At 50.1% G+C, this 21,868-nt stretch carries 13 protein-coding genes; 11 read left to right on the forward strand and 2 right to left on the reverse strand.

Annotation, left to right across the window (positions count from 1 at the left end; translation table 11 throughout):
• The first annotated feature begins 22 nt into the window (after positions 1–22).
• The 9 genes from H6G21_RS03920 (at position 23) to H6G21_RS03960 (ending at position 13,504) form a co-directional block, all read left to right on the forward strand.
• Positions 23–673 (forward strand): hypothetical protein, encoded by a 651-nt coding sequence (locus H6G21_RS03920; protein ID WP_190570755.1) that lies wholly within the window; start codon positions 23–25, stop codon positions 671–673.
• Positions 674–1,923: 1,250 nt separating this feature from the next.
• Entirely contained in the window at positions 1,924–3,273 is a 1,350-nt protein-coding gene (locus tag H6G21_RS03925) for a CmpA/NrtA family ABC transporter substrate-binding protein (RefSeq protein WP_190570757.1), read from the forward strand.
• A 56-nt stretch (positions 3,274–3,329) separates the two neighbouring features.
• On the forward strand, positions 3,330–4,157 hold the full coding sequence (ntrB, locus tag H6G21_RS03930) for a nitrate ABC transporter permease (RefSeq protein WP_190570759.1): 828 nt from the start codon (positions 3,330–3,332) through the stop codon (positions 4,155–4,157).
• Between the two features lie 146 nt (positions 4,158–4,303).
• Entirely contained in the window at positions 4,304–6,310 is a 2,007-nt protein-coding gene (locus tag H6G21_RS03935) for a nitrate ABC transporter ATP-binding protein (RefSeq protein ID WP_190571240.1), read from the forward strand.
• Between the two features lie 126 nt (positions 6,311–6,436).
• Positions 6,437–7,279 carry a nitrate ABC transporter ATP-binding protein gene (locus H6G21_RS03940; protein ID WP_190571243.1) on the forward strand — a complete coding sequence of 281 codons (843 nt, stop codon included), beginning with the start codon at positions 6,437–6,439 and terminating at the stop codon, positions 7,277–7,279.
• A gap of 672 nt (positions 7,280–7,951) precedes the next feature.
• Positions 7,952–9,325: an ABC transporter substrate-binding protein gene (locus tag H6G21_RS03945; protein WP_190570762.1), complete on the forward strand. Its 1,374-nt coding sequence runs from the start codon at positions 7,952–7,954 to the stop codon at positions 9,323–9,325.
• Positions 9,326–9,585: 260 nt separating this feature from the next.
• Complete coding sequence (gene ntrB, locus H6G21_RS03950; RefSeq protein WP_190570764.1) at positions 9,586–10,413, forward strand: nitrate ABC transporter permease; 828 nt, start codon at positions 9,586–9,588, stop codon at positions 10,411–10,413.
• A gap of 140 nt (positions 10,414–10,553) precedes the next feature.
• Positions 10,554–12,563, forward strand: a complete 2,010-nt coding sequence (locus H6G21_RS03955; RefSeq protein WP_190570766.1) for a nitrate ABC transporter ATP-binding protein — start codon at positions 10,554–10,556, stop codon at positions 12,561–12,563.
• Positions 12,564–12,664: 101 nt separating this feature from the next.
• On the forward strand, positions 12,665–13,504 hold the full coding sequence (locus H6G21_RS03960; protein ID WP_190570768.1) for a nitrate ABC transporter ATP-binding protein: 840 nt from the start codon (positions 12,665–12,667) through the stop codon (positions 13,502–13,504).
• A gap of 190 nt (positions 13,505–13,694) precedes the next feature.
• Here the strand turns inward: H6G21_RS03960 and recJ are convergent, their stop codons facing one another.
• Together recJ and H6G21_RS03970 are read right to left on the reverse strand one after the other, a co-directional pair.
• Positions 13,695–15,734: a single-stranded-DNA-specific exonuclease RecJ gene (recJ, locus tag H6G21_RS03965; protein ID WP_347277973.1), complete on the reverse strand. Its 2,040-nt coding sequence runs from the start codon at positions 15,732–15,734 to the stop codon at positions 13,695–13,697.
• Between the two features lie 110 nt (positions 15,735–15,844).
• Positions 15,845–16,207, reverse strand: a complete 363-nt coding sequence (locus H6G21_RS03970) for a hypothetical protein (RefSeq protein WP_190570771.1) — start codon at positions 16,205–16,207, stop codon at positions 15,845–15,847.
• Positions 16,208–16,555: 348 nt separating this feature from the next.
• Between H6G21_RS03970 and H6G21_RS03975 the strand changes: the two genes are divergently transcribed.
• Both H6G21_RS03975 and H6G21_RS03980 read left to right on the forward strand, forming a co-directional pair.
• Positions 16,556–17,878: an AAA-like domain-containing protein gene (locus tag H6G21_RS03975; protein WP_190570774.1), complete on the forward strand. Its 1,323-nt coding sequence runs from the start codon at positions 16,556–16,558 to the stop codon at positions 17,876–17,878.
• A gap of 111 nt (positions 17,879–17,989) precedes the next feature.
• A complete protein-coding gene (locus H6G21_RS03980; RefSeq protein ID WP_190570776.1) occupies positions 17,990–21,721 on the forward strand; it encodes an AAA-like domain-containing protein in 3,732 nt (1,243 codons plus the stop codon).
• Positions 21,722–21,868: the final 147 nt, after the last annotated feature.

The following is a 21,868-nucleotide window of genomic DNA, read 5'->3' on the forward strand; positions in this document are numbered from 1 at the left end:
GACTTTTTGAGGTTGGTCAGCTATGGCTTTAAGTAATGAATCGGACGAGTATATTCTCAGACAACCTATTCAGTCAAAAGAAGATGCAATGGCCGCATGGCAGCAATGGTTGAGATGGGGAGAGAACGATAATATTGGAGCTGGATTGATTGGCGTGATCGCCAGTTTTGGCCTTGGCGATCCAGAGATTATCGACTTTCTGGAATCTTGTACTAGTAGTGGTATTGCGGCAATTCGATCGGCGGCTTCCATTGCCCTCACCAATTTAGCAAATCAAGGCGATGTGCTTGCTCTATTTGCCAGCAGACGTTATCAGCAATATGGACATGAGCGATTCAGCATTCAAGCTAAGCAGGAGCGTGAATTTTATCAAAAACAGGCAGATGCCGCAGGGCTTTCGCTCACAGAGTTTTGCACGATCAAAGAGCAAAAACGAGTTGCTCAATTTGCTACTTCAGCAGAACGTCGCCAAGAGCTAGCAATGCCCTCGCAATTTCAGCCAGGACAACGGGTGCAATGTCTCATCACAGGCTGGCCGCATACAGGCGCATTCGGAACGGTTGAACGCGCTGTCACTAAATACTTTGTGGTGGTTCGGTTTGATAATGGTTACCGCACCATCCAGTCTGATTCTGCCTTTAAGTTGTTAGATCAAGCTCATCCTGAGTCATGAACAGCAACCTCCTACTTATTTAAAAAGCCAATTATTAATTTAAAAAGCCAATTATTAAAAATGCCGATTTAGCTTACCAAAAGAATCCCCTCAGCCATGTCTGCCGTAGGGCAATTGACAAATCCCCCTGGTTTTGGGCGTTATCTTAGACATAGGCGATCGCCGTTTATAGAGGGGCTGTTGAGAAGTTACGCTGTACTAGAATAGAGAGCAGTAGTTGATAATCCGGCTCCATGCAAATCTACTGCACATATCCCTCATCGACAAAAGAAAACCCTCATTTGACCGAATTGTCGCTGTCTTCGGGTGATCGGCTACCACTATCGCTTCATTGTGAAACCTGTGGAATGCCATTGATTTTGAGTGATGGTCGCTACGTTCCGATCGAATCCTTGGGCAATGGGGGATAGGGGGCGCTGGTCTATGGATTGAGGCATCCTACGAGCCCTTCTGCTTGGCGGAGGTAGCAAATCCTGAGTCCTTGCAAAACCTCCAGATCTATTTAGATTGTGGCGACCAAGATTTTCGAAATGAAGGCGTTGCTCTGTTCCATATTCGATTACGACAATTAAAGATAACCCATCAATATCGAGTCCGCTCCGGGAGCCATACCTTGACTTACTGGTGCAGTGGATTAGCCCCCGCCTTAGAATTTATGGGTGCAACGTTCCGTCGATCGTGAATTAGAAACGTCAATGGATTAGCATTAATTCCTATCGATTAATCCGTGGAAAGATAGAGTGCATCAAATCCATTCCTTCATATTCGATAAATTGAAACGCGATTACTTTGGCTTCAATCGTCTTTTTCATAGAGTACCTAGAACATTCATAATTTATTTTGGTTGATTCTGACCCGATCCTCAAAGATCTACTTATCAGTAACATCGAAAATTAGTGGAGATTCGCTACTAGACTTTTCAGATTGACTACTGAATAATTTAATCATTGAAGAGTTCAGGAATGAATCTTTCTAGGTATTGAATCAACTCAATTCGCTGTGGAGTTATATCGGTCTACACTGCCTGATTTAGTTAACTAAATTAGATGGATTTCGAAACCTGAAAAGACGACAAAACACTTGTCTAGTCTGCTTTTCAAAGAGTTTCACTCCACACAAATAAATAGATATCCACCCAGTTTGCAACTGATCAACCATGGTTTCTAATTGTTTAGAAAGCAAGGGTTGAGATGGGTATCTATCTATTTGGTAATTGAACTCATAGATTTGTTGGATGTAAGGAGGGAGAAATGTCTCGGAAGAACCTAGCGCTTTCACGGCGCAAATTTGTGCTGACTGCAAGCGCTACTGCTATGAGTTCGATTCTTCTGAAGGGCTGTATGGGCAATCCGCCTGAAGATCAACCAGCGGTTTCTGGCTCACCCACCGTGGCTGCGGGTTCCGGTGTGAAAGCAGGCGAAGAACCTGAGGTCAAAACTGCGAAGCTGGGCTACCTCCCGATCGTGGAATCTGCGCCCTTAATCATTGCGTCAGCCAAAGGCTTTTTCGCTAAATATGGCATGACCGATGTCAAAGTGGAAAAGCAAGCCAACTGGGGTGCGGCACGGGATAATGTCAAAATTGGCTCCGGTGGTGGCGGAATTGATGGGGGACAGTGGCAAATGCCGATGCCCTACCTGATTACTGAAGGGATTATTACTGATGGGGCAAAAATCCCAATGTATATCCTCTGTCAGCTCAACACTCAGGGCAATGGAATCGCGATCGCGAATAAACACAAAGGGAAAAACGTTGGACTGAAGGCAGATCCAAAGTACTTTGCAGACCTCAAAGCGAGTGGCAATCGGTTCAAGGCCGCCTACACCTTCCCGAAAGCGAACCAAGATTTTTGGATTCGCTATTGGTTAGCGGGGAATGGCATTGATCCCGATTCGGAAGTGGATTTGCTAACGGTTCCTGCATCCCAAACCGTAGCGGATATGAAACGGGGGGCAATGGATGCCTTTAGTACGGGAGATCCCTGGCCCTACCGGATTGTGGCCGATGACATTGGCTTTATCTCAGCCCTCACGTCAGAATTGTGGCAGGCCCATCCAGAAGAATATTTCGCAGTGCGTCAGGATTGGGCTGATAAGCATCCCAAGGCCACAAAAGCACTACTGAAAGCCATCATGGAGGCCCAGCAATGGTGTGATGACTTCAAAAACCGGAAGGAAATGACAGCCATCCTCGCCCAGCGTGAATACTTTGGTGTTCCAGAAAAGGTGCTCGAAGAACCCCTCATGGGTAAATACAATCTGGGTGAACGCACTATCGATGATCCGCAGCAATCGGTTCTTTATTGGAAGGACAAACGAGGCAGCGTGTCCTATCCCTACCAGAGCCATGACCTGTGGTTCCTGACCGAAAGCCATCGTTGGAACTTCCTGGATAAAGGCCAGTATGAGTCTGCGAAAGCCCTGATCAGCAAGGTCAACCGCGAGGATCTCTGGAAGCAATGCGCCCAGGAAATTGGTGTCCCAGCCAGCGACATTCCCAGCGACAAATCTCGGGGTATTGAGGAATTCTTTGATGGCGTGAAGTTTGACCCCGCCAACCCAGAGGCATACCTCAGCAGCCTCAAGATTAAGCGGGTTTAGTGAGTCCGATCTCCCTTCCCACTGCAAGAGCAAGTTTATTAAGGAGAACTTGAATTATGACCATTGCCCAAAAGTGCCCCACCAGTTCGGGCTTCGCCTTGGATGCCAAGCTGCGTCAGCGGATTGATGACTTTTTAACCCCCTTCGTTACATTGTTGATTCTGTTGGCAATCTGGCAGTTTTTCTCATTGTTCAATCAAAATCTTCCTGGCCCAATTCGGGTTGTTCAAGAAACCTGGAAGTTAATTCTCTATCCGTTCTATGACAAAGGTGGTACGGATAAGGGCTTATTCTGGCAGGTGTTTGCCAGCTTGCAACGGGTCGCGATCGGGTATACCTTTGCTGCTATCGTTGGGATTTCCGTTGGCATTATCATTGGCTTAAACAAACGGATCTACAAAGGACTCGATCCGATTTTCCAAATTCTGCGAACCGTCCCGCCCTTGGCTTGGGTGCCGATCGCCCTGGCAGCCCTGCAACAGAACCAACCAGCAGCTTTGTTCGTCATTTTCATTACCGCTGTTTGGCCGATTCTGATTAACACGTCCGTTGGTGTTAAACAAATTCCCCAGGATTACACCAACGTGGCCCAAGTGCTGCAACTGCCCAAGTCAGAGTTTTACTTTAAGATTCTCTTCCCCTCCGCCTTACCCTACATCTTCACCGGCCTCCGCATTGCCATTGGCTTGGCTTGGTTGGCAATCATCGCAGCAGAAATCGTCATGTCCGGGATTGTAGGGATTGGTTTCTTCATCTGGAACGCTTACCAAAATGGCCAAGTGAGCGAAATTATTTTGGCGCTAGTCTACATCGGCTTGGTGGGCTGGGGGTTGGATAAGTTAATGGAATGGTTACAATCTCGTATCCTCCCCGGCCAGCGCTAATCTCGGCTTGCTCTTGCACTGCAAGAGCGGTGGGAGAGACAAAACAGGATTTTCATTCTGTTCTCCTCTGTTTTCGTTTCTCTCACCTTTTCTAATCTTGGATTGGTAGAAAGCATTCCCATCATTTCAGAATTGCGGGAGCCAGTATCATGACTTTTGTTACGGTTGAGAACTTAGAGAAAACCTTCGACCTCAGTGGAGGTGGGCAATACGTTGCACTGAAGGGCATTGAGTTAAACATCGAGAAAGGGGAATTTATTTCCCTGATTGGTCACTCCGGTTGTGGTAAATCAACGCTGTTGAATATGGTGGCGGGATTGGATTTGCCAACGGAAGGGGTGGTCATGTTGCAGGGCGAACAAATTCTGCGTCCCGGCCCCGATCGCATGGTCGTGTTCCAGAACTATTCCCTCTTGCCTTGGATGACCGTGCGGGAAAACATCCGGTTGGCGGTGAAAAATGTGCTATCCCATCTCTCCAAGGCAGAGCAGGAAGAAGTCATCGAACGCCACATTGACATGGTGGGTCTGCGCCACGCCGCCGACAAGCCCCCTGAGCAATTGTCCGGCGGGATGAAGCAACGGGTTGCGATCGCGCGGGCCTTGGCCATCCGTCCCAAATTGCTGTTGTTAGATGAACCCTTTGGGGCGCTGGATGCCTTGACGCGCGGTAACCTGCAAGAGCAGTTAATGAAGATTTGCGAGGAAAATAAGGTCACCGCAATTATGGTGACCCACGACGTGGATGAGGCGATTTTGCTCAGCGATCGGGTCGTGATGCTGACCAACGGGCCGGAATCCAACATTGGCCAAATCCTGGAGGTGGATATTCCCCGGCCCCGCAAGCGCATGGAAGTGGTGGAGCATCCCAACTACTACAAGTACCGCAGCGAAATCATCTACTTCCTGAACCAACAGAAGTTGATTAAAAAGCTCCGTGCTCGCAAGCAAACGGTGGTGTCTCGCCATGGTCTCGAAAAGGTCAACTTAGAAATCGGCTTTTTGCCCCTGGTGGCCTGTGCCCCGATCGTCATTGCCAAGGAAAAAGGCTTCTTTGCCCACCATGGCTTGGATGAAGTGAACCTAGTGCGGGAATCCAGCTGGCGGGGGATTCAGGATGGCATTGCTGGAGGCTACATGGATGCAGCCTTGATGCCGTCGGGAATGCCCGTCTGGATGACCGTGGGCGGCATGAATGACAAGCCCGTTCCCGTTGCCACTTCCCTGACCCTGACCCGCAACGGCAACGCGATCGCTTTGAATAAGCGCTTTGCCGATCAGGGCATTCGCAGCCTCAATGATCTAAAACGCTTTCTGCGAGCGACTCCGGATACAAAGCATATCTTTGGGGTTGCCCACCCGGCCTCTTCCCACAACCTGCTCCTGCGCTATTGGTTAGCAGCGGGGGGCATTGATCCTGACAAGGATGTGGAGGTGCTGCCCTTACCGCCCGCGCAGATGGTCGCCAACTTGCAAGCGGGAACGATCGACGGCTATTCGATCGGAGAACCCTGGGTGACGCGGGCCGTTGTGGAAGAAACGGGTTACGAAATTGCCACGGACTTGGAAATCTGGAACGGCCACCCCGGTAAGGTGCTCGGCGTGCGGGAGGACTGGGCCTTAGCCTATCCCAATACCCACGTAGCCTTGGTCAAAGCCTTGCTGGAAGCCTGCCAATACTGCGCCGATCCGGCTCACCATGGCGAAGTGCGCGAGATTCTCTCCCAAGCGGAGTACTTATCCATGGATCACGAGTACATTTACCTGAGCGATCAACAACAGGCCACCTGTAGCGTCACCCAAGACACGCGCCAACTGTCCCACCACATTTTCTTTGGGGGCACGGCCAACCGTCCCAGCCGCACGGAAAATCTGTGGTTGCTGACCCAACTGGCCCGCTGGGGGGATGTGGCGTTTCCCCGCAACTGGGTGGAGGTGCTGGAACGGGTGTGTAAGGTCAGTGTGTTTAGTGTGGCCGCGCGGGAATTGGGTCTGTCCGACATGACGACCTACAGCCGAGGCGCGATCGAGCTCTTTGATGGCAAGACGTTTACCGCCGATGACCCGATCAGTTACCTCAATAGCCTAGAGATTAAGCATGACATTTACATGGCGGATGTCCTGTTGGGGGTACCCACGGCACGGGCTGCTTAATCCAGCCATCGCTTAGCATCTGAAATGGCCTAGCGTCTGAAATGGCCTAGCGTCTGAAACTGGCTCGCTCTGACTCACAATTGCCCAGGAATTCAGTCTATGAAAACGTTATCTGCTCCAGAGTCTATGGTTAGTACCTCCAGTAACGCTCGTTCGATCGGTTCAACGGCAACCACCGATGAGTTCCTAGTTCTCAAGGATGTCAAAAAGAGTTTCCCCACCCCCAACGGCGAGTATGTCGTGCTAGATGGCGTCAATTTGACGATTCAGCAGGGTGAATTTATCTGTCTGATTGGGCATTCCGGCTGTGGCAAATCGACGTTGCTCAATATGGTCAGCGGATTTTCCCAACCCACGGCGGGCACGGTGAAACTGAAAGGCCAATCGATCACCCGCCCCGGCCCCGATCGCATGGTGGTGTTCCAGGGCTATGCTCTGCTGCCTTGGCTGACGGTGTATGAAAACGTCTACCTGGCCGTCAATGCCGTCTATCCCGATAAATCCAAGGGTGAAAAGGACGACATCGTCAAAGAACACCTGAAAATGGTGGGTCTGCTGGAGGCGATGGAAAAAACGCCGCCGCAAATTTCCGGGGGGATGCGGCAACGGGTGGCGATCGCGCGGGCGCTGTCGATCCGGCCCGAAGTGCTGGTTTTGGATGAACCCTTTGGGGCGCTGGATGCCATTACCAAGGAGGAACTCCAGGAAGAATTGCTGAAAATCTGGAATAATAGCCGCAACACCGTGTTGATGATTACCCACGACATCGATGAAGCGCTGTTTCTCGCAGATAAGTTAGTCATGATGACCAATGGGCCAGCGGCGCAGATTGGGGAAGTGCTGGAAATTCCCTTCAAGCGTCCCCGCGATCGCAGTCGCATCATGGAAATGCCGGAGTACTACAAGATTCGCAACTACGCCCTCGATTTCTTGTACAACCGCTTTGCCCATGACGATACAGCAGAGTAATGGATTGAATCGAGTCTATTTTTACAATTCAAACGTTGCCTGAAATCAGCTTCAGCAACCATCGAGTAATATTTTCAGTTTTGATTAGTTGCATCAGTCCAGATCTATTGATTCTGGACGATTTTTCATGATCGACAACCTTGATAGAATCCAATCAATGCATTCAGAATCCTTGTTAGGTAAGGGTTTTAGGATTTTTTGCAATTAATGAAGAAGATATGAAGCCATCAGGAATTGCTCGAAACGCATAACACCTATAGAAAGGGGGCGGGTGATGACAACCTTTTCTTATATTAGGTATTGAGGAAAACGCATTTGTTCATCCCCCCACCCTATTTACAGATTTGCTAAACACGGTAAGCTTAGTTTTAAGAAATTTCTTGAACCCGCTAAGCAGTGGCTCATTAGATTTCATAACTACGATCGTTGCTTCAAAAATCAGCCCCTGAATTGAACTGTCTCGATTCGGCTTGATGACTTGAAAAGCAGTCGTAATGTTGAAACCCAGTGAGCTATCTGAATCCCATTTTCTATTAAGGATGGTTTTGAATCGTAACAGTTGATGAGTTCTTACTGACGAGTAAGGATGGATTTCATTCTGATGTTCTCAACTGTGATTGAATCTGATCGCAATTTCGTTCGATCGTTCTTTTCATCTGTCAGGTCTTTTCCATGAAACAGCCATTGCGTTCGTTTTCACGTCGTCATTTCTTGCTTACCGCAGGGGTTTCAGCCGGTGCAGCTTTAATGAAAGGATGCTCCCTGAATCCACCTTCACCCTCTAGTTTATCGCCTAAGGCGCAGGCCCTGGACTTAGGGTCAGCGCAAATGCCGGAAGTTCCTGGCATTAAATTAGGATACATCGCGATCGTGGAAGCTGCTCCCCTGATTATCGCCCAGGAAAAAGGCTTTTTTGCGCGCCATGGCATGTCCCAGGTGCAAATTTCTAAGCAAGCATCCTGGGGGGCAGCACGGGACAATATCGAAATTGGTTCTGCTGGTGGCGGGATTGATGGGGGCCAGTGGCAGATGCCCATGCCTCACCTAATTTCTGAAGGCTTGATTACCAAAGGGAATCGCAAAATTCCCATGGTGGTTCTGGCCCAACTCTGTACCCACGGAAACGGCATCGCGATCGCGAAAAAGCACATTGGCAAAGGCATCGGACTGGATTTGACCCAAGGCGGTGGCCAGTATATTAAAGACCTCGCTGCTGCTGGCAACAAGTTCAAAGCGGCCTACACCTTCCCCAAGGTCAACCAGGATTTCTGGATTCGCTATTGGTTAGCAGCGGGTGGGGTTGATCCCAATAAGGATGTGGATCTATTGGCGGTTCCTGCCTCCCAAACCGTGGCCAACATGCGCACCGAGACGATGGATGGCTTCAGTACTGGAGATCCTTGGCCCTACCGCATCGTGCGCGACAAGATTGGTTACTTGGCCGTTCTGAATGCCCAGGTGTGGCAAGATCACCCCGAGGAATATCTGGCGCTGCGGCGGGATTGGATTGAGAAACACCCCAAAGCAACCAAGGCCCTGCTCAAAGCGGTGATGGAAGCGCAGATGTGGTGTGATGATCCCAAGAACCGGGATGAAATGGTGCAAATTCTGGCTCAGCGCAAGTATTTCAACGTACCGACCCAGTTCCTGCGGGCTCCCTATGATGGCGAGTATCCCTTAGGCGATCAATTCACCAAGATTGTTGATCCTAAGCTCCGGACGATGTACTGGAAGGATAACAAAGCCAGTGTGTCCTATCCTTACCAAAGCCATGAACTGTGGTTCCTGACCGAAAGCGTGCGTTGGGGTTTCCAACCGCCGGAAATTCTGGGTGAAGCCGATCGCATCATCAAGAGCGTCAACGGTGAGAAGTACTGGAAAGAAGCTGCGATGGAATTGGCTATGGTGAATAACCAAATTACAGTCAAGGATATTCCCCAGAGCCCATCCCGAGGAATTGAGAAGTTCTTTGACGGAGTTGAGTTTGACCCCAGCAAGCCTAAGGCTTATCTAGATAGTCTGAAGATTAAGGCAATTAAGGCTTAGTTATTAAGGTTTAGTCTAGTCCGTTGGAATTGGATAGCTTTGGGTTCAGGCTTTAGGTTCAAACTTTAGGTTCAGACTTTGGGTTCAGATTTTAGATTCAGACCTTTAAGTAACCTGGGTTCACTGATTGACCACGCCACGAATGGGTTGGCACTTGACTAACGTACATTAACTCATTAGTCAATTCGTTCGTAGATCCGTTGGCTCATGTAGATATTCAAGAATTCATTCAAGAATTCATTCATTCAGAGGAGAACAGAATGGCAACTGGAACGATCGGCAAGAGCTTTGGCTCCGGCTTTAAGTTTGATAAATGGATTAAGGATGCGGCTCCCCCCGCGATCGCGATTTTAGCCTTCTTACTGATTTGGGAAGGGTTATCTGCATCGGGGATTACCCTACTGCCGGGGCCGAGCAGCCTGTTCACCGATGAGCGGACGAGAATGCTGTTGTTCTATCCCTTCTATGATAATGGCGGCATTGACAAAGGCATGTTCTGGCAGACCCTGGCTAGTCTAGGTCGGGTGGGCATCAGCTACACGATCGCGGCAGTGGTGGGCATTTCCATGGGGATTGCCATTGGTACCACCCCAGTGTTATCCAAAGCCTTAGATCCGCTGTTCCTATTCTTGAGAACCGTTCCGCCGCTGGCTTGGGTACCGATTTCCCTCGCCGCATTGAACAAAAACGAACCCGCTGCATTGTTCGTGATTTTCATTACCGCTGTGTGGCCGATTTTGATTAACACAGCAGTGGGGGTGAAGGAGATTCCCCAGGATTACAACAACGTTGCGAAAGTGATCCAAATTTCCAGACAGAAGTACTTCTTCAAGATTTTGCTCCCTTCCGCACTGCCTTACATCTTCACGGGTTTGCGCGTTGCGATCAGCTTGTCCTGGTTGGCAATTATTGCAGCCGAAATCGTGATGTCTGGGATTGTCGGAATCGGTTTCTTCATCTGGGAAGCGTACCAAAATAACTACATCAGTGAAGTGGTGTTAGCACTGCTGTACATCGGGATGGTGGGTCTGCTGCTCGATAAATTCATGGCTTGGTTGCAAACGCTGATCATGAAGGGTCAGTCCTAAGACCCATTCCAACGTCAGTTGAAAGGTCAGTCCGAAGATGAGTCCTAGCGTGATGCAATCCGGGATTAAACAGCCTGGACTGACTGCACTGGATTTACGCAAAACAGCATAACAACCACAGGGATTACAGGAGGGCATGCATGACAACCCTGGAACTGAACAATACAGAATTGGTGAACATTGAGGGCGCTGGAAAAACCTTTCCGCTCTCCGGTGGTCGGGAATATATCGCCCTGAAGGGGATTGACCTAAAAATTCGCAAGGGGGAATTCATTGCGCTAATCGGGCACTCCGGTTGTGGCAAATCGACGCTGCTCAACATGATTGCCGGGTTGGACTTGGCGACCGATGGTGTAGTGACCCTCGATGGGTTGACGATTACCAAACCCGGCCCCGATCGCATGGTCGTGTTCCAAAACTACTCGCTGCTGCCTTGGCTAACGGTGCGGGACAACGTCGCCCTCGCGGTGGACGAAGTGTTGACGGAAAAGACGCCCGCCGAGCGGAAGGAAATTGTTGAACATTACATCGGCGTCGTAGGGTTGGCTGGATGTATTGACAAACTGCCGCCGGAAATTTCCGGGGGGATGCGGCAACGGGTGGCGATCGCCCGAGCCCTCGCGGTTCAGCCGAAATTGTTGCTGTTGGATGAGCCCTTTGGGGTGTTGGATGCGCTGACGCGGGGTAACTTGCAGGAGCAGTTGGTGCGGATTTGTGAAGAGAATCAAATCTCCGCGCTGATGGTGACCCACGAAGTGGACGAAGCGGTGCTGATGAGCGATCGCATCGTCATGCTCACCAACGGGCCTGCCTCAAAAATTGGCGGCATTTTGGAAGTGGACATTCCCCGTCCCCGTCGCCGTTTGGAAGCCGTCAAACATCCCAGCTACTACCAGCTCCGCAGCGAAATCATCTACTTCTTGAACCAACAGAAGCAGGTCAAGAAAATGCGGGCCAAGAAAGTCCAAGTGGTGCCCCGCCACGGGCTGGAAAAGGTCAACCTGGAACTGGGTTTTGTGCCTCTGACGGCCTGCGCCCCCATGGCGATCGCCCAGGAAAAAGGCTTTTTTGCCAAGCATGGTTTGGATGAAGTCAACCTCGTCCGCGAGTCCACTTGGCGGGGCGTTGCCGATGGGATTACCGGGGGCTACATTGATGCAGCCCAGATGCCGTCGGGAATGCCCGCCTGGATTACCCTCGGTGGCGCGGGAGCCCAGAGTGTGCCCGTGGTCAGTTCCCTCACCATGACCCGCAACGGCAACGCCATTACCCTGGATCGCCGCTTCCAAGACATGGGCGTGAAAACCCTGGCGGATTTCAAGCGGGTGATTGAACAATCACCGGATCAGCCCCACCGCATGGGCGTGGTGCACCCGTCTTCGATGCACAATATGCTGCTGCGCTATTGGTTAGCATCGGCTGGCATTGACCCCGATCGCGACCTGCAACTGAAGGCCATTCCCCCGGCGCAAATGGTGGTGGACTTGAAGGGTGGCACGATCGATGGATTCTGCGTGGGGGATCCTTGGAACCTGCGGGCGGAAATGGAAGGTGTAGGCTTTACGATCGCCACGGACGTGGACATCTGGGCCGGCCATCCCGGTAAAGTGCTAGGCTGCCGTGCCGATTGGGCTGCGGCCTATCCCAATACTCACATTGCCTTAGCCAAGGCGTTGTTGGATGCCTGCCGCTACTGTGCTGATCCGGCCAACGCGGCGGAAATTTGCCAAATTCTGATGCGGCGGGAGTATCTTGGCACCAACTTGGAATACATTCACCTGGGTGGCCCTGGGGATACGGTTCCAGGGGTGAACTCTGTGGCCCACCATGTGTTCTTTGGTGAAGGGGTGAACCGTCCCAGCCGGACAGAACACCTTTGGCAAATGGTGCAGATGGCGCGCTGGGGCGATGTGCCCTTCCCCCGCAACTGGGTGGAAGTGGTGGAAAACATCTGTCAGGTGGGCGTGTTTGGTACCGCTTCCCGTGAGTTGGGGATGACTGAGATTTCCTACAGCCGCAGTTCCATTCAGCTAGTCGATGGATCGCAATTTAACGCTGATGATCCGATCGCCTATCTCAACGGTCTAGCGATTAAGCGGGATGTGACCATGGCAGAAATCCCGATCGGCCCTGCGAGAGCCGTTGCCTAAGCCTGACCGTTGCCGAATTCTGAAAAGTTGGACTGCACCAGTCCCCTTTCTGGCATCAGACTGGTTGTCCAGCACTTCACCTCTATCCATCAACCTGTGCCATGACCTACAGCATTCAAAAACCTAAAAACGCTGCTCCCGATCAAACTGCGCCCTTTCTCGTCTTGGATGGCGTCACGAAAGTCTATCCCACGGCCTCTGGCCCGAACGTGGTGATCAAGGGCATTAACCTAGAAGTGAAAGAAGGCGAATTTATCTGCCTGATTGGCCACTCTGGTTGCGGCAAGTCCACGTTGCTCAATACGATTTCGGGCTTTGCCGATCCCAACGAGGGCGAAGTGCGGAAGCGGGGACAAAAGATTACGAAACCTGGCCCCGATCGCATGGTGGTGTTCCAGAACTATTCCCTCATGCCTTGGCTGTCTGCCTACGATAATGTCTACCTGGCGTTGGATTCGGTACATCCCAACAAGTCCAAAGCGGAAAAAGATCATATTGTCCAAGAACACCTCGTCATGGTGGGCCTAGGCGACGCCATGGACAAGAAGCCGCCCCAACTGTCCGGGGGGATGCGGCAACGGGTGGCGATCGCGCGGGCGTTTTGTCTGCGGCCTGAGGTACTGATTTTGGATGAGCCTTTTGGGGCGTTGGATGCGATTACCAAGGAAGAGATGCAGGAGGAACTGTCGCAAATTTTCCTGGATCACAAGTGTACGATTCTGATGGTGACCCATGACATTGATGAATGTCTGTTCTTGGCCGATCGCTTGGTGATGATGACCAACGGCCCTGCGGCTGGGATTGGCGAAATTTTAGATATTCCCTTCCCCCGTCCCCGCGATCGGGCTCAAATTCTGGAAGATCCACGCTACTACGATTTGCGGAACCGTGCGCTGGACTTCCTGTATAACCGCTTTGCCCACGATGATATTAGTGTTTAGACATGCGTGTTTAGACATGCGTGTTTAGACATGCGTGCTGAATAATCTGCCCATTGAGGGGAGATCGGCGTGAGAGGCCCCGATCGATGGCAATGTACTTGCCCAATTAACTATCGCTATCCCAAATCAGGGAGGACATTCAACGCCTCCCTCTTTTTTTGAGCTGATTGAGTCACAGATCTGTGAGCTACTACCCGGCCTCCGATCGTCCCGTCGATTCCAACGGTTCCCCCTGAGTCCGCCAAACCTCCGCAGCCGTCTTCACCAAACTGTAGTAGGGTTCCTGCGTCACATCCACTGCCTGAGACGGATGGAACCGTTTCCCCAGCGTCCCCATGCGTTCCCCCTTCTGAATCGCCAAAACGTCCCCCTTGTCATTGCGAATCCGGAGTTCCGGTTTGCCCGGACGATCGATCATCTGACAGCGATAGGTGCGATCGCGATGCACAAATGCCACCCCCCCCGAATTCGATTCCTCCGGCAACCGCGCCCCAATCACCTCTAACTGAATCGACACCTCCCCCTGCCACTCATTGCTTTTCAGCCGATAGGCCACATCGATCGCCGATGGTAACGGATGATAATCGCCCCAACGCCACGCGATCGCCTCTAACCGCTTCGCAGGACGATCGGACTGCCAATCCTCCTGCGCCAACGACAACTTAATGTGGCCGCGCCCCACTAATTTTTGAGTTAACACCTGCACATTCGGCGTCCAAAATACGGGTTCCGGATTCGCCATGCCGCAGGGGTGCAATGCATCCATTTCTAAATACAGGTCATAATCAATATCCTCAAAATTCGCTAACGCATCGACGGTCACCAACGGCTTGAGATGTTCTGGCTGCAAACAACCATGGGCAAACAGACTCAACCGCGATCGCATCTCCTCCAACGCCGCCGCCGGAAACGAAAAGCCCCCCGCAGCTCGGTGGCCTCCATGCTTAATCGTCAGCTCTTTACAAAATTCCAGCGCCTCAAACACATGAAATTCTGGAATTCCCCGCGCCGATCCCCGAATCACATCTGGATGTTCATCCTCATAGGTTCCAATGAATACCGGAACGCCATAGCGCTCTACTAACCGCGATGCCACAATGCCAATCACCCCATGGTGCCATTCCGGTTGAACCATGAGTAATACTCGATCTTCCTTGGCATTCACTTCACCGGTTTCATAAGCTTCAACCGCTTCATACTCAATCTGTTCGCAGAGTTGTTGTCGCTGCTTATTGACCTGCTCACACTGCATGGCCCGTTCCAGCGCCACCCCTTCATCATCCGTCGTCAGTAATTCAATCACCGTGACCGGATCGCCAATGCGCCCGATCGCATTAATCCGAGGCCCCAACCGAAACCCGATCGCATCTGGCTTTAAATTTTTATCCCCCATCACCCCAGACACCTGCATCAATGCCTGTATCCCTGGAATTTGGGAATAGGGGAGCAAATGCAGCCCCCGCCGTACCCAGCGCCGATTCACCCCCGTCAAGGGTGCCAAATCCGCGATCGTGCCGAGGGTGAACAGTTCCAGTAGCATCTCCCGCAGGTCTTGCCCCCGCCCTAAACTATTAGCTAACTCCAAGGCCAAAATATAGGCGACCCCGACCCCTGCCATGGAGTGATAGGGCGAATCGGGATCAATCAGTTTAGGATTCAAAATAGCATTGGCCGGTGGAATATCTTTCGGGACATCATGGTGATCGGTAATAATCACCACTAGACCTAACTCTCGCGCCAATACGATCGGATCATAGGCAGAAATACCATTATCAACGGTTAAAACAACACTAACCCCTTCGTGGTAAAACTCTTCGATAATTCGTTGGTTAATGCCATAGCCCTCACTCATCCGACTGGGAATAGCATAATCTACAACAGCACCGAGGGACCGCAGCGATCGGAGTAACAGTGCAGTACTGGTCATGCCGTCCGCATCGTAATCGCCGCAAATGGCAATGCGCTGGCCTTGGTTAATTGCCTGGATCAGCAGTTCCAAACTCAGGGGTAAGTCCGGGAAATCCTCCAGCGGCGAGGGGAGTTCTTCCCGATCGGGATCCAAAAAAATTTCCGCTTGGTCGATCGTTTTAATTCCCCGATTGATCAACACCTGGGCAATGACGGGCGAAATTCCCACTGCCTGAGCTAATTTGATGGCCTGCTCCGATCGCGCGGGATAGAGATTCCAACGCTGATCAGGGATGCTGGATTGGGAGTTGAAGTCATTCACAAATCAAAGCCAGGGACGAAGCCGGATCGCGATTATCAGTGCATCTAATTATAGAGCGGTGTCGTCCTTTGGATCTGCCTTGTCCGCCCCGTTTCCCCAGCTCAGCGACTTCACTGAATTTGAGTATCGACCTTAACGGAGAAGTCCGCCTCGATCGTGGCTTTGACCTGGTAACTCCCACCCCCTTCAAAATAGCCATCGGGACGGGACGTATGACGCTTGCCTTGGGCCTCAAATTCTAACTGTAAACTCGCTTCTCCAGAAGGCTGCACCGAAATCTGACGCGCCTGTCCCGGAGGAATCGTCCCTACCGGCTGGGAAAATCCTGGCCCTTTGGCCGTGACGTTGGTTATTTCAGCCGAAGAGCGATTCACGATCGTCACGGGTGTGGTGCGATAGCCTCCGGAGCGATCGCCACAGCCTGGAATGACCGTCAATCCTATTAAAACCAACGCACTCAATCCTAATTTCATCGCATGTTCCTCACGCCAGTCTACGATCGTTCAGCTAGGAAGGTCATGGAGCCGGAAAAAATCAAAAGAATTCACCCACTCAGCTGCTTCCATGGCATCCCAGACAAAATTTATTGTCCAAAGTCCATTTAAGTCCCCCTGGCCAGAACTTATGCCCCATTGATGCCATACTTATGCCACACTTGTGCCACACTTGTGGCCACATTTATACCGCTTACCGCCTACCCCTTACCGCTTACCCCTTACCATTGTCCCGCTGTACCGCTGCCCCCTGTCTGATTTATGTCTGACTTCAAACCTCCATTGAGGGCGGTTGCCTATGATAGAAGCAGGATTGAGGATAAGGTCATGGGTCGATCGCTCCACGTCAAAACATCGCAACTGGAACAGGTCAAGCGTCAGTTGAAACAGCAGGGCTATGCTCGTCAGCAGGATTTAGCGGAAGAGCTACAAATGTCCCGATCGACGGTGAGTAATTTTCTCAATGGGCGTCCTGTCGATCACCTCAATTTCATTGAAATTAGCGATGCACTTCAGCTAGACTGGCGCACGATCGCGGATTTTAGTTCAGAACTCGATCGAGAACCGCAAGCAGCACCATTAAACGTGCCATCAAATGCATCATTACTCACCCTCGCAGGGGTTACAGAAACCCTCGTAGGGGTCACAGAATTAGAGGCATTTGAGCCATTTATTTACATTGAACGGGATGGCATTGATGCATTAGGAATCACAGTGCTACAGCAACCCTATGCCCTGTTACGGATTAAAGCTCCGCGTCTGATGGGAAAAACGGCACTTTCCTATCGCTTACTGCACCAATTACAGCACCAGGGTTACCAGTCAGCCAGCCTAAATTTTCACCTAGCCAGCGTGACGGAATTTGCGAGTCTGAGTGCATTCCTAAAATGGTTCTGTAGTGCAATTACTCAACTGTTACAGCGTTCTAATCGTTTAGCAGACTACTGGGATGAAACCTTTTCAACAGCCAAAATGAGCTGTACCGATTACTTTGAGCAATACCTGTTAGCCGATCTATCTACGCCGCTCGTGTTGTGCCTAGATGAAATCGATCGAATTTTCCCCTATCCTGAAGTGGCTGCTGAGTTTTTAGGGTTATTGCGAGCTTGGCATGAGCGGGGCAAAATTCATACCGTGTGGCAAAAATTACGGTTAGTTTTGATTTACTCTACCGAGGTGTATATTCCATTAAATTTATATGAGTCTCCTTTTAATGTGGGGCAGTTTCTTGAGTTGCCTAATTTAAATAACGAACAAGTTCAGACATTAGTCGCCCGATCGGGTTTGACTTGGACAACGGCAGAAATAACCGAGGTCATGACTTGCGTGGGAGGGCATCCGGCTTATTTACAACGGCTGATTCAGGCTTGCCAGCAGGGGGAGTCCTTAGTCCATCTCTTACAAACGGCTCCCACCGAAGCCGGAATCTATCGTGATGAATTACGTCATTTGTGGCGCTTGATTGCCCGTCAGCCAACGCTACTAGAAGCCTTACGAGAAATTCTAGCTAATCCAAAACCGCAATCGATCGATGTAGATGCAGCCCAACAGCTCGATCGATTGGGATTAATCAAGATACAAAACCAAAAGTACACCTTGAAATGTGAATTATATCGCAACTATTTTCAACGACGCTTGAAACCCGTTTAGTTGGGATTCGAGATCGTTGAGTTAATGAGTTAAGACCTATCGTTTGGCGTTTGAGATAGCGCTTATATTCTGGTTGTTATTTTCCTGTCATTTACAGTTTGGAGTTGTCCAATGGAACCAATGATTTATCAAGTGGGGGGGAGTCTTCAAGCCGATGCCCCCAGTTATGTGAAACGATCCGCCGATACTGAACTCTATCAAGCCTTAAAGCGGGGCAAATTTTGCTATGTCCTAAATTCTCGGCAGATGGGTAAGTCAAGTCTCAAGGTGCAGATGATTCGGCAGCTAGAGGGGGAAGGTATTGCCTGTATCTCGATCGACGTGACGGAAATTGGGACGCAGGGTGTGAGTCCACCCCAGTGGTATGGGGCATTAATTCAGCGTTTAGCACAACGGTTTGATTTGGCCAAGTTCGATCGCCGTAGCTGGCTCCAGGCAAGGGCAGATATGCCGATGGTACAGGTCTTTGGGGAATTTGTGGAAACGGTGCTGTTAGCCCAGACGCAGGGCGCAATCGTGGTTTTTCTGGATGAGATTGATAGTATGTTGCGCTTGGCGTTTAAGGATGATTTTTTTGCAATTTTGCGAGCCTTTGAAAATAAGCGATCGGAACAACCTAGCTTCCAGCGATTAACTTGGTGTTTGCTAGGGGTAACAACGCCGGGAGAGTTAATTCAAGATCCCCTACGGACTCCGTTTAATATTGCCCTGGGCATTGAGTTAAAGGGCTTTGAGTTAGCGGATTGTTTGGGATTAGCGGCTGGGTTGCGATCGGAACATCCCACGACAGTATTAGCAGAAATTCTGCACTGGACAGGGGGACAACCCTTTTTAACTCAAAAGTTATGTGCGTTGTTAGCCGCGGAAACTATGCAACCCGAGGAATTAGTCCCGGATTGGGTCGCGCGGGTGGTGCAACAACGGATCATTCGCCAATGGGAGGCGCAGGATACGCCAGAGCATTTAAAAACATTACGCGATCGCTTACTGCAAAGTGATGTTGATTTGCGGACGCGGTTATTGGGGGTCTATCAACAGATTTTGCAGCAGAATGGGATTACAGCCCATGAAAATGCAGATCATCAAGCATTGCGTTTGACAGGATTGGTGGTCAAGCGGGATGGCAAATTGCAGGTGTATAACCCCATCTATCGGCAGGTCTTTGATGAGATGTGGTTAGCGCAGATGTTGGCGGAATTGCGCCCCTATGGAGCGGCGATCGCGGCTTGGATGGCGTCGGGACAAACGGATGAGTCCCGGTTGCTGCGGGGACAGGCCCTCACGGAGGCGCAGGCTTGGGCCGAAGGGAAGCGGTTAGGAGATGAGGATTATCGATTTTTTGCAGCGAGTCAGGCGTTGGAATCTCGGGAAATGGAGCAACGGCTAAAAGTGGTTGAAGAAGAAAAGTCGATTTTAGCAGCAGCGGAAATGCAGGCCCAGCAACGATTACAGCAAGCAGGGCGATGGGTGAAAGGGGGCGCGATCGCGGCGGGATTGTTGTCGATCGGGGCGGTTGGTTTGAGTTTTTACAGTTGGCGGACTTGGGAGGAGCAGCAAGTCGCAGTGGCGGTAACACGCCTAGAGCGGGAGGGTGCAGCGGTCTTAGACCAAATCAAGAAGCGGCCCTTGGAAGGATTGCTAAGTGCAATGCGATCGGCGGATGAATTGAACCAGATCATGCAGAAGACTGGAGCAAAGGACTATTTAACAACCAGCCCTGCCTATGCTTTGCAGACAGCTTTGGAACTAACCAAATATCAAACCCTATTGGCGCATCCAGCCCAAATTGCTTCCATAACAATGACTTCAAAAGGCAATGAAATCTCAACCTTTGCTGAAGATGGTTTTATGCGCACATGGAGTCCGTCGGGACAATTATTGACTGCCGTAAAAGTAATTCACGATTTCCAGCTAGATCTAACGCAGAGAACACAAACTAACTTTATTCACAAAGCTGGAATTTTGGCGGTTCTTAATGAAGATAAACAACAGGGGCAAAATAAGATTAATGTTTTTGATCAATCGGGACGTCTGTTACTAACTCTATCTTCAAGGAAGGAGGGAGTCAAACCGGGAGAATTCCCACTAATACATGAACCTTATCAGCCATTCCTTTATCCAGGAGTTTTAGGTGTCACCGATAATCACATACTCTTACTCGCCAGTTATCGAGCGAGGGGATTCGAGCAGCCAGTCAGTACAATTTTCCAGCGATCTCAAAAATTATCAACACAGATGGAAAGGGTGTATGCGCAAGAATTGAGCCCGAAAGGGGATCTCATGTTAACGCGCTCAGAATTTTTTGAAGATAATAGCAACATCGTAGAGATTCGAGATCTAACGGGCAAAATCATTACAGAATTAAAAGGTTATAAGAATCAGGTTTACAACACTCATTTTGCTCCGCAAGGGGATAAGATTCTCACGATTTCCAGCGATCGAACGATCAGAATTTGGGATTTACACGGTAAGCTCCTCTCAGCGATTCAGGGCTATTCATCTTCAATCGATTGGTCTTCTGATTCCGATGCCCAGTTCAGTCCCCAGGGAGATAGGATTCTGACAACTAACATGAATCCTCCTCAGGTGTGGGATTTATCGGGAAATCTGATTGGTACATTAAACGGAAAAGCGAAGAGTACATTAGCTCAGTTCAGTCCAGATGGTCAGTTTATTGCAACGGCCAACACTGATGGCTCTGCAAGAATTTGGAATGTTAAAGGCAAGCTACTTATTGAGTCTGGAAAGTACGATCACGATTTAGTTAAGAGTCCTCATTTCTTGAAAGGTGATCATCGCCTTGTCACCTTTGCCCAAGACAAAACCGCACGCATTTGGGATTGGAAACAACAATACCTAGATTCCATCCCCTCTCAGAAAGTCCTCCGAACTGCCCATATCAACCCGCTAACTCAACGGGTACTGGTTGTTCCAGAAAAATCTGACGATGCTCAGATTATAAATTTCGCAGGAAAGCGTCTTGCCACTTTAAAAATGCCGCTGTCTCAGAATGAGTGGACAAAATGGCATCAGAAAACAGGTAAACAGACAAGGGGTTGGAAGATTCGCCAGGACAAGAAATATATTATTGGATATAGTCTAGAGAATAACATAACGAACAGGCTATATCTATTTAACTGGGAGGGCCAGCCTGTCTCGCGTATTATGTATGAGTCGAGGGTGCTCCCAGCCCACGGATACTCAGTTCATATCTCCAACAAGGTGATTCAGGTGCGATCTTCTGAAGGAGAACTGATTTTAAAACTTGAACCTCAACAAGGTAATTTTGAAGCAGCACAACTCAATGCAACCGGCGATCGACTCATTACGGCCTCCGATCGCGGTGTGGTTCAATTGTGGAATCTATCTGGGGAACTCATCACGACTTTGCAAGATAATAAGACTCCAGTTAAACAAATTCAGTTTTCACCATCAGGGCAACAGATCTTAGTAGAAGGCACACAAGGAAGAATTTACCTTTGGCACCAATCAGGGCAACGGATTACCGATTTTGCTGGTGAGAACGCAACCTTTAATGCCCAAGGCGATCGCATCCTCACCCACGATGAGCGAAGCATTAAAGTCTGGGATTTAGCAGGTCGTTTACTCAGTGAATTTCAGTACCTAAAATCCGCAATTCTGGATGCTGATTTCACGCCCCAAGGTAATGAAATTATCTTTGTTGCAGCAGATGGTAAGGTACACACTAGATCGATCGAAACCCTGCCTCAACTGATCGCCCGAGGCTGCACCTGGCTACGCACCTACCTGGCAGCCCATCCCCAGGAACTCGATCGTCTACCCACCTGCAAAACTATGATGGACAAGCCACGATCGTCATGACGCCACGACCATAAAAGACCAACGCTTTCATGACCGTGACATACAACGCTAGGAGGATTCTATGCTCAATAACCTGCTCAATGAAACGCGAACCCACAGAAAACGCGAAACTCTAGGTTAAACCAAACTACAAGTTAAACCCAACTA

Source organism: Alkalinema sp. FACHB-956 (genome assembly GCF_014697025.1).
GTDB lineage: Bacteria > Cyanobacteriota > Cyanobacteriia > Leptolyngbyales > Leptolyngbyaceae > Alkalinema.

Coding starts and splice junctions, on each gene's coding strand:
- ntrB (WP_190570764.1), top strand. CDS start 9,586: ATGGCAACTGGAACGATCGGCAAGAGCTTTGGCTCCGGCTTTAAGTTT.
- H6G21_RS03960 (WP_190570768.1), top strand. CDS start 12,665: ATGACCTACAGCATTCAAAAACCTAAAAACGCTGCTCCCGATCAAACT.
- H6G21_RS03945 (WP_190570762.1), top strand. CDS start 7,952: ATGAAACAGCCATTGCGTTCGTTTTCACGTCGTCATTTCTTGCTTACC.
- H6G21_RS03975 (WP_190570774.1), top strand. CDS start 16,556: ATGGGTCGATCGCTCCACGTCAAAACATCGCAACTGGAACAGGTCAAG.
- H6G21_RS03980 (WP_190570776.1), top strand. CDS start 17,990: ATGGAACCAATGATTTATCAAGTGGGGGGGAGTCTTCAAGCCGATGCC.
- H6G21_RS03955 (WP_190570766.1), top strand. CDS start 10,554: ATGACAACCCTGGAACTGAACAATACAGAATTGGTGAACATTGAGGGC.
- H6G21_RS03940 (WP_190571243.1), top strand. CDS start 6,437: ATGGTTAGTACCTCCAGTAACGCTCGTTCGATCGGTTCAACGGCAACC.
- H6G21_RS03970 (WP_190570771.1), bottom strand. CDS start 16,207: ATGAAATTAGGATTGAGTGCGTTGGTTTTAATAGGATTGACGGTCATT.
- H6G21_RS03920 (WP_190570755.1), top strand. CDS start 23: ATGGCTTTAAGTAATGAATCGGACGAGTATATTCTCAGACAACCTATT.
- ntrB (WP_190570759.1), top strand. CDS start 3,330: ATGACCATTGCCCAAAAGTGCCCCACCAGTTCGGGCTTCGCCTTGGAT.
- H6G21_RS03925 (WP_190570757.1), top strand. CDS start 1,924: ATGTCTCGGAAGAACCTAGCGCTTTCACGGCGCAAATTTGTGCTGACT.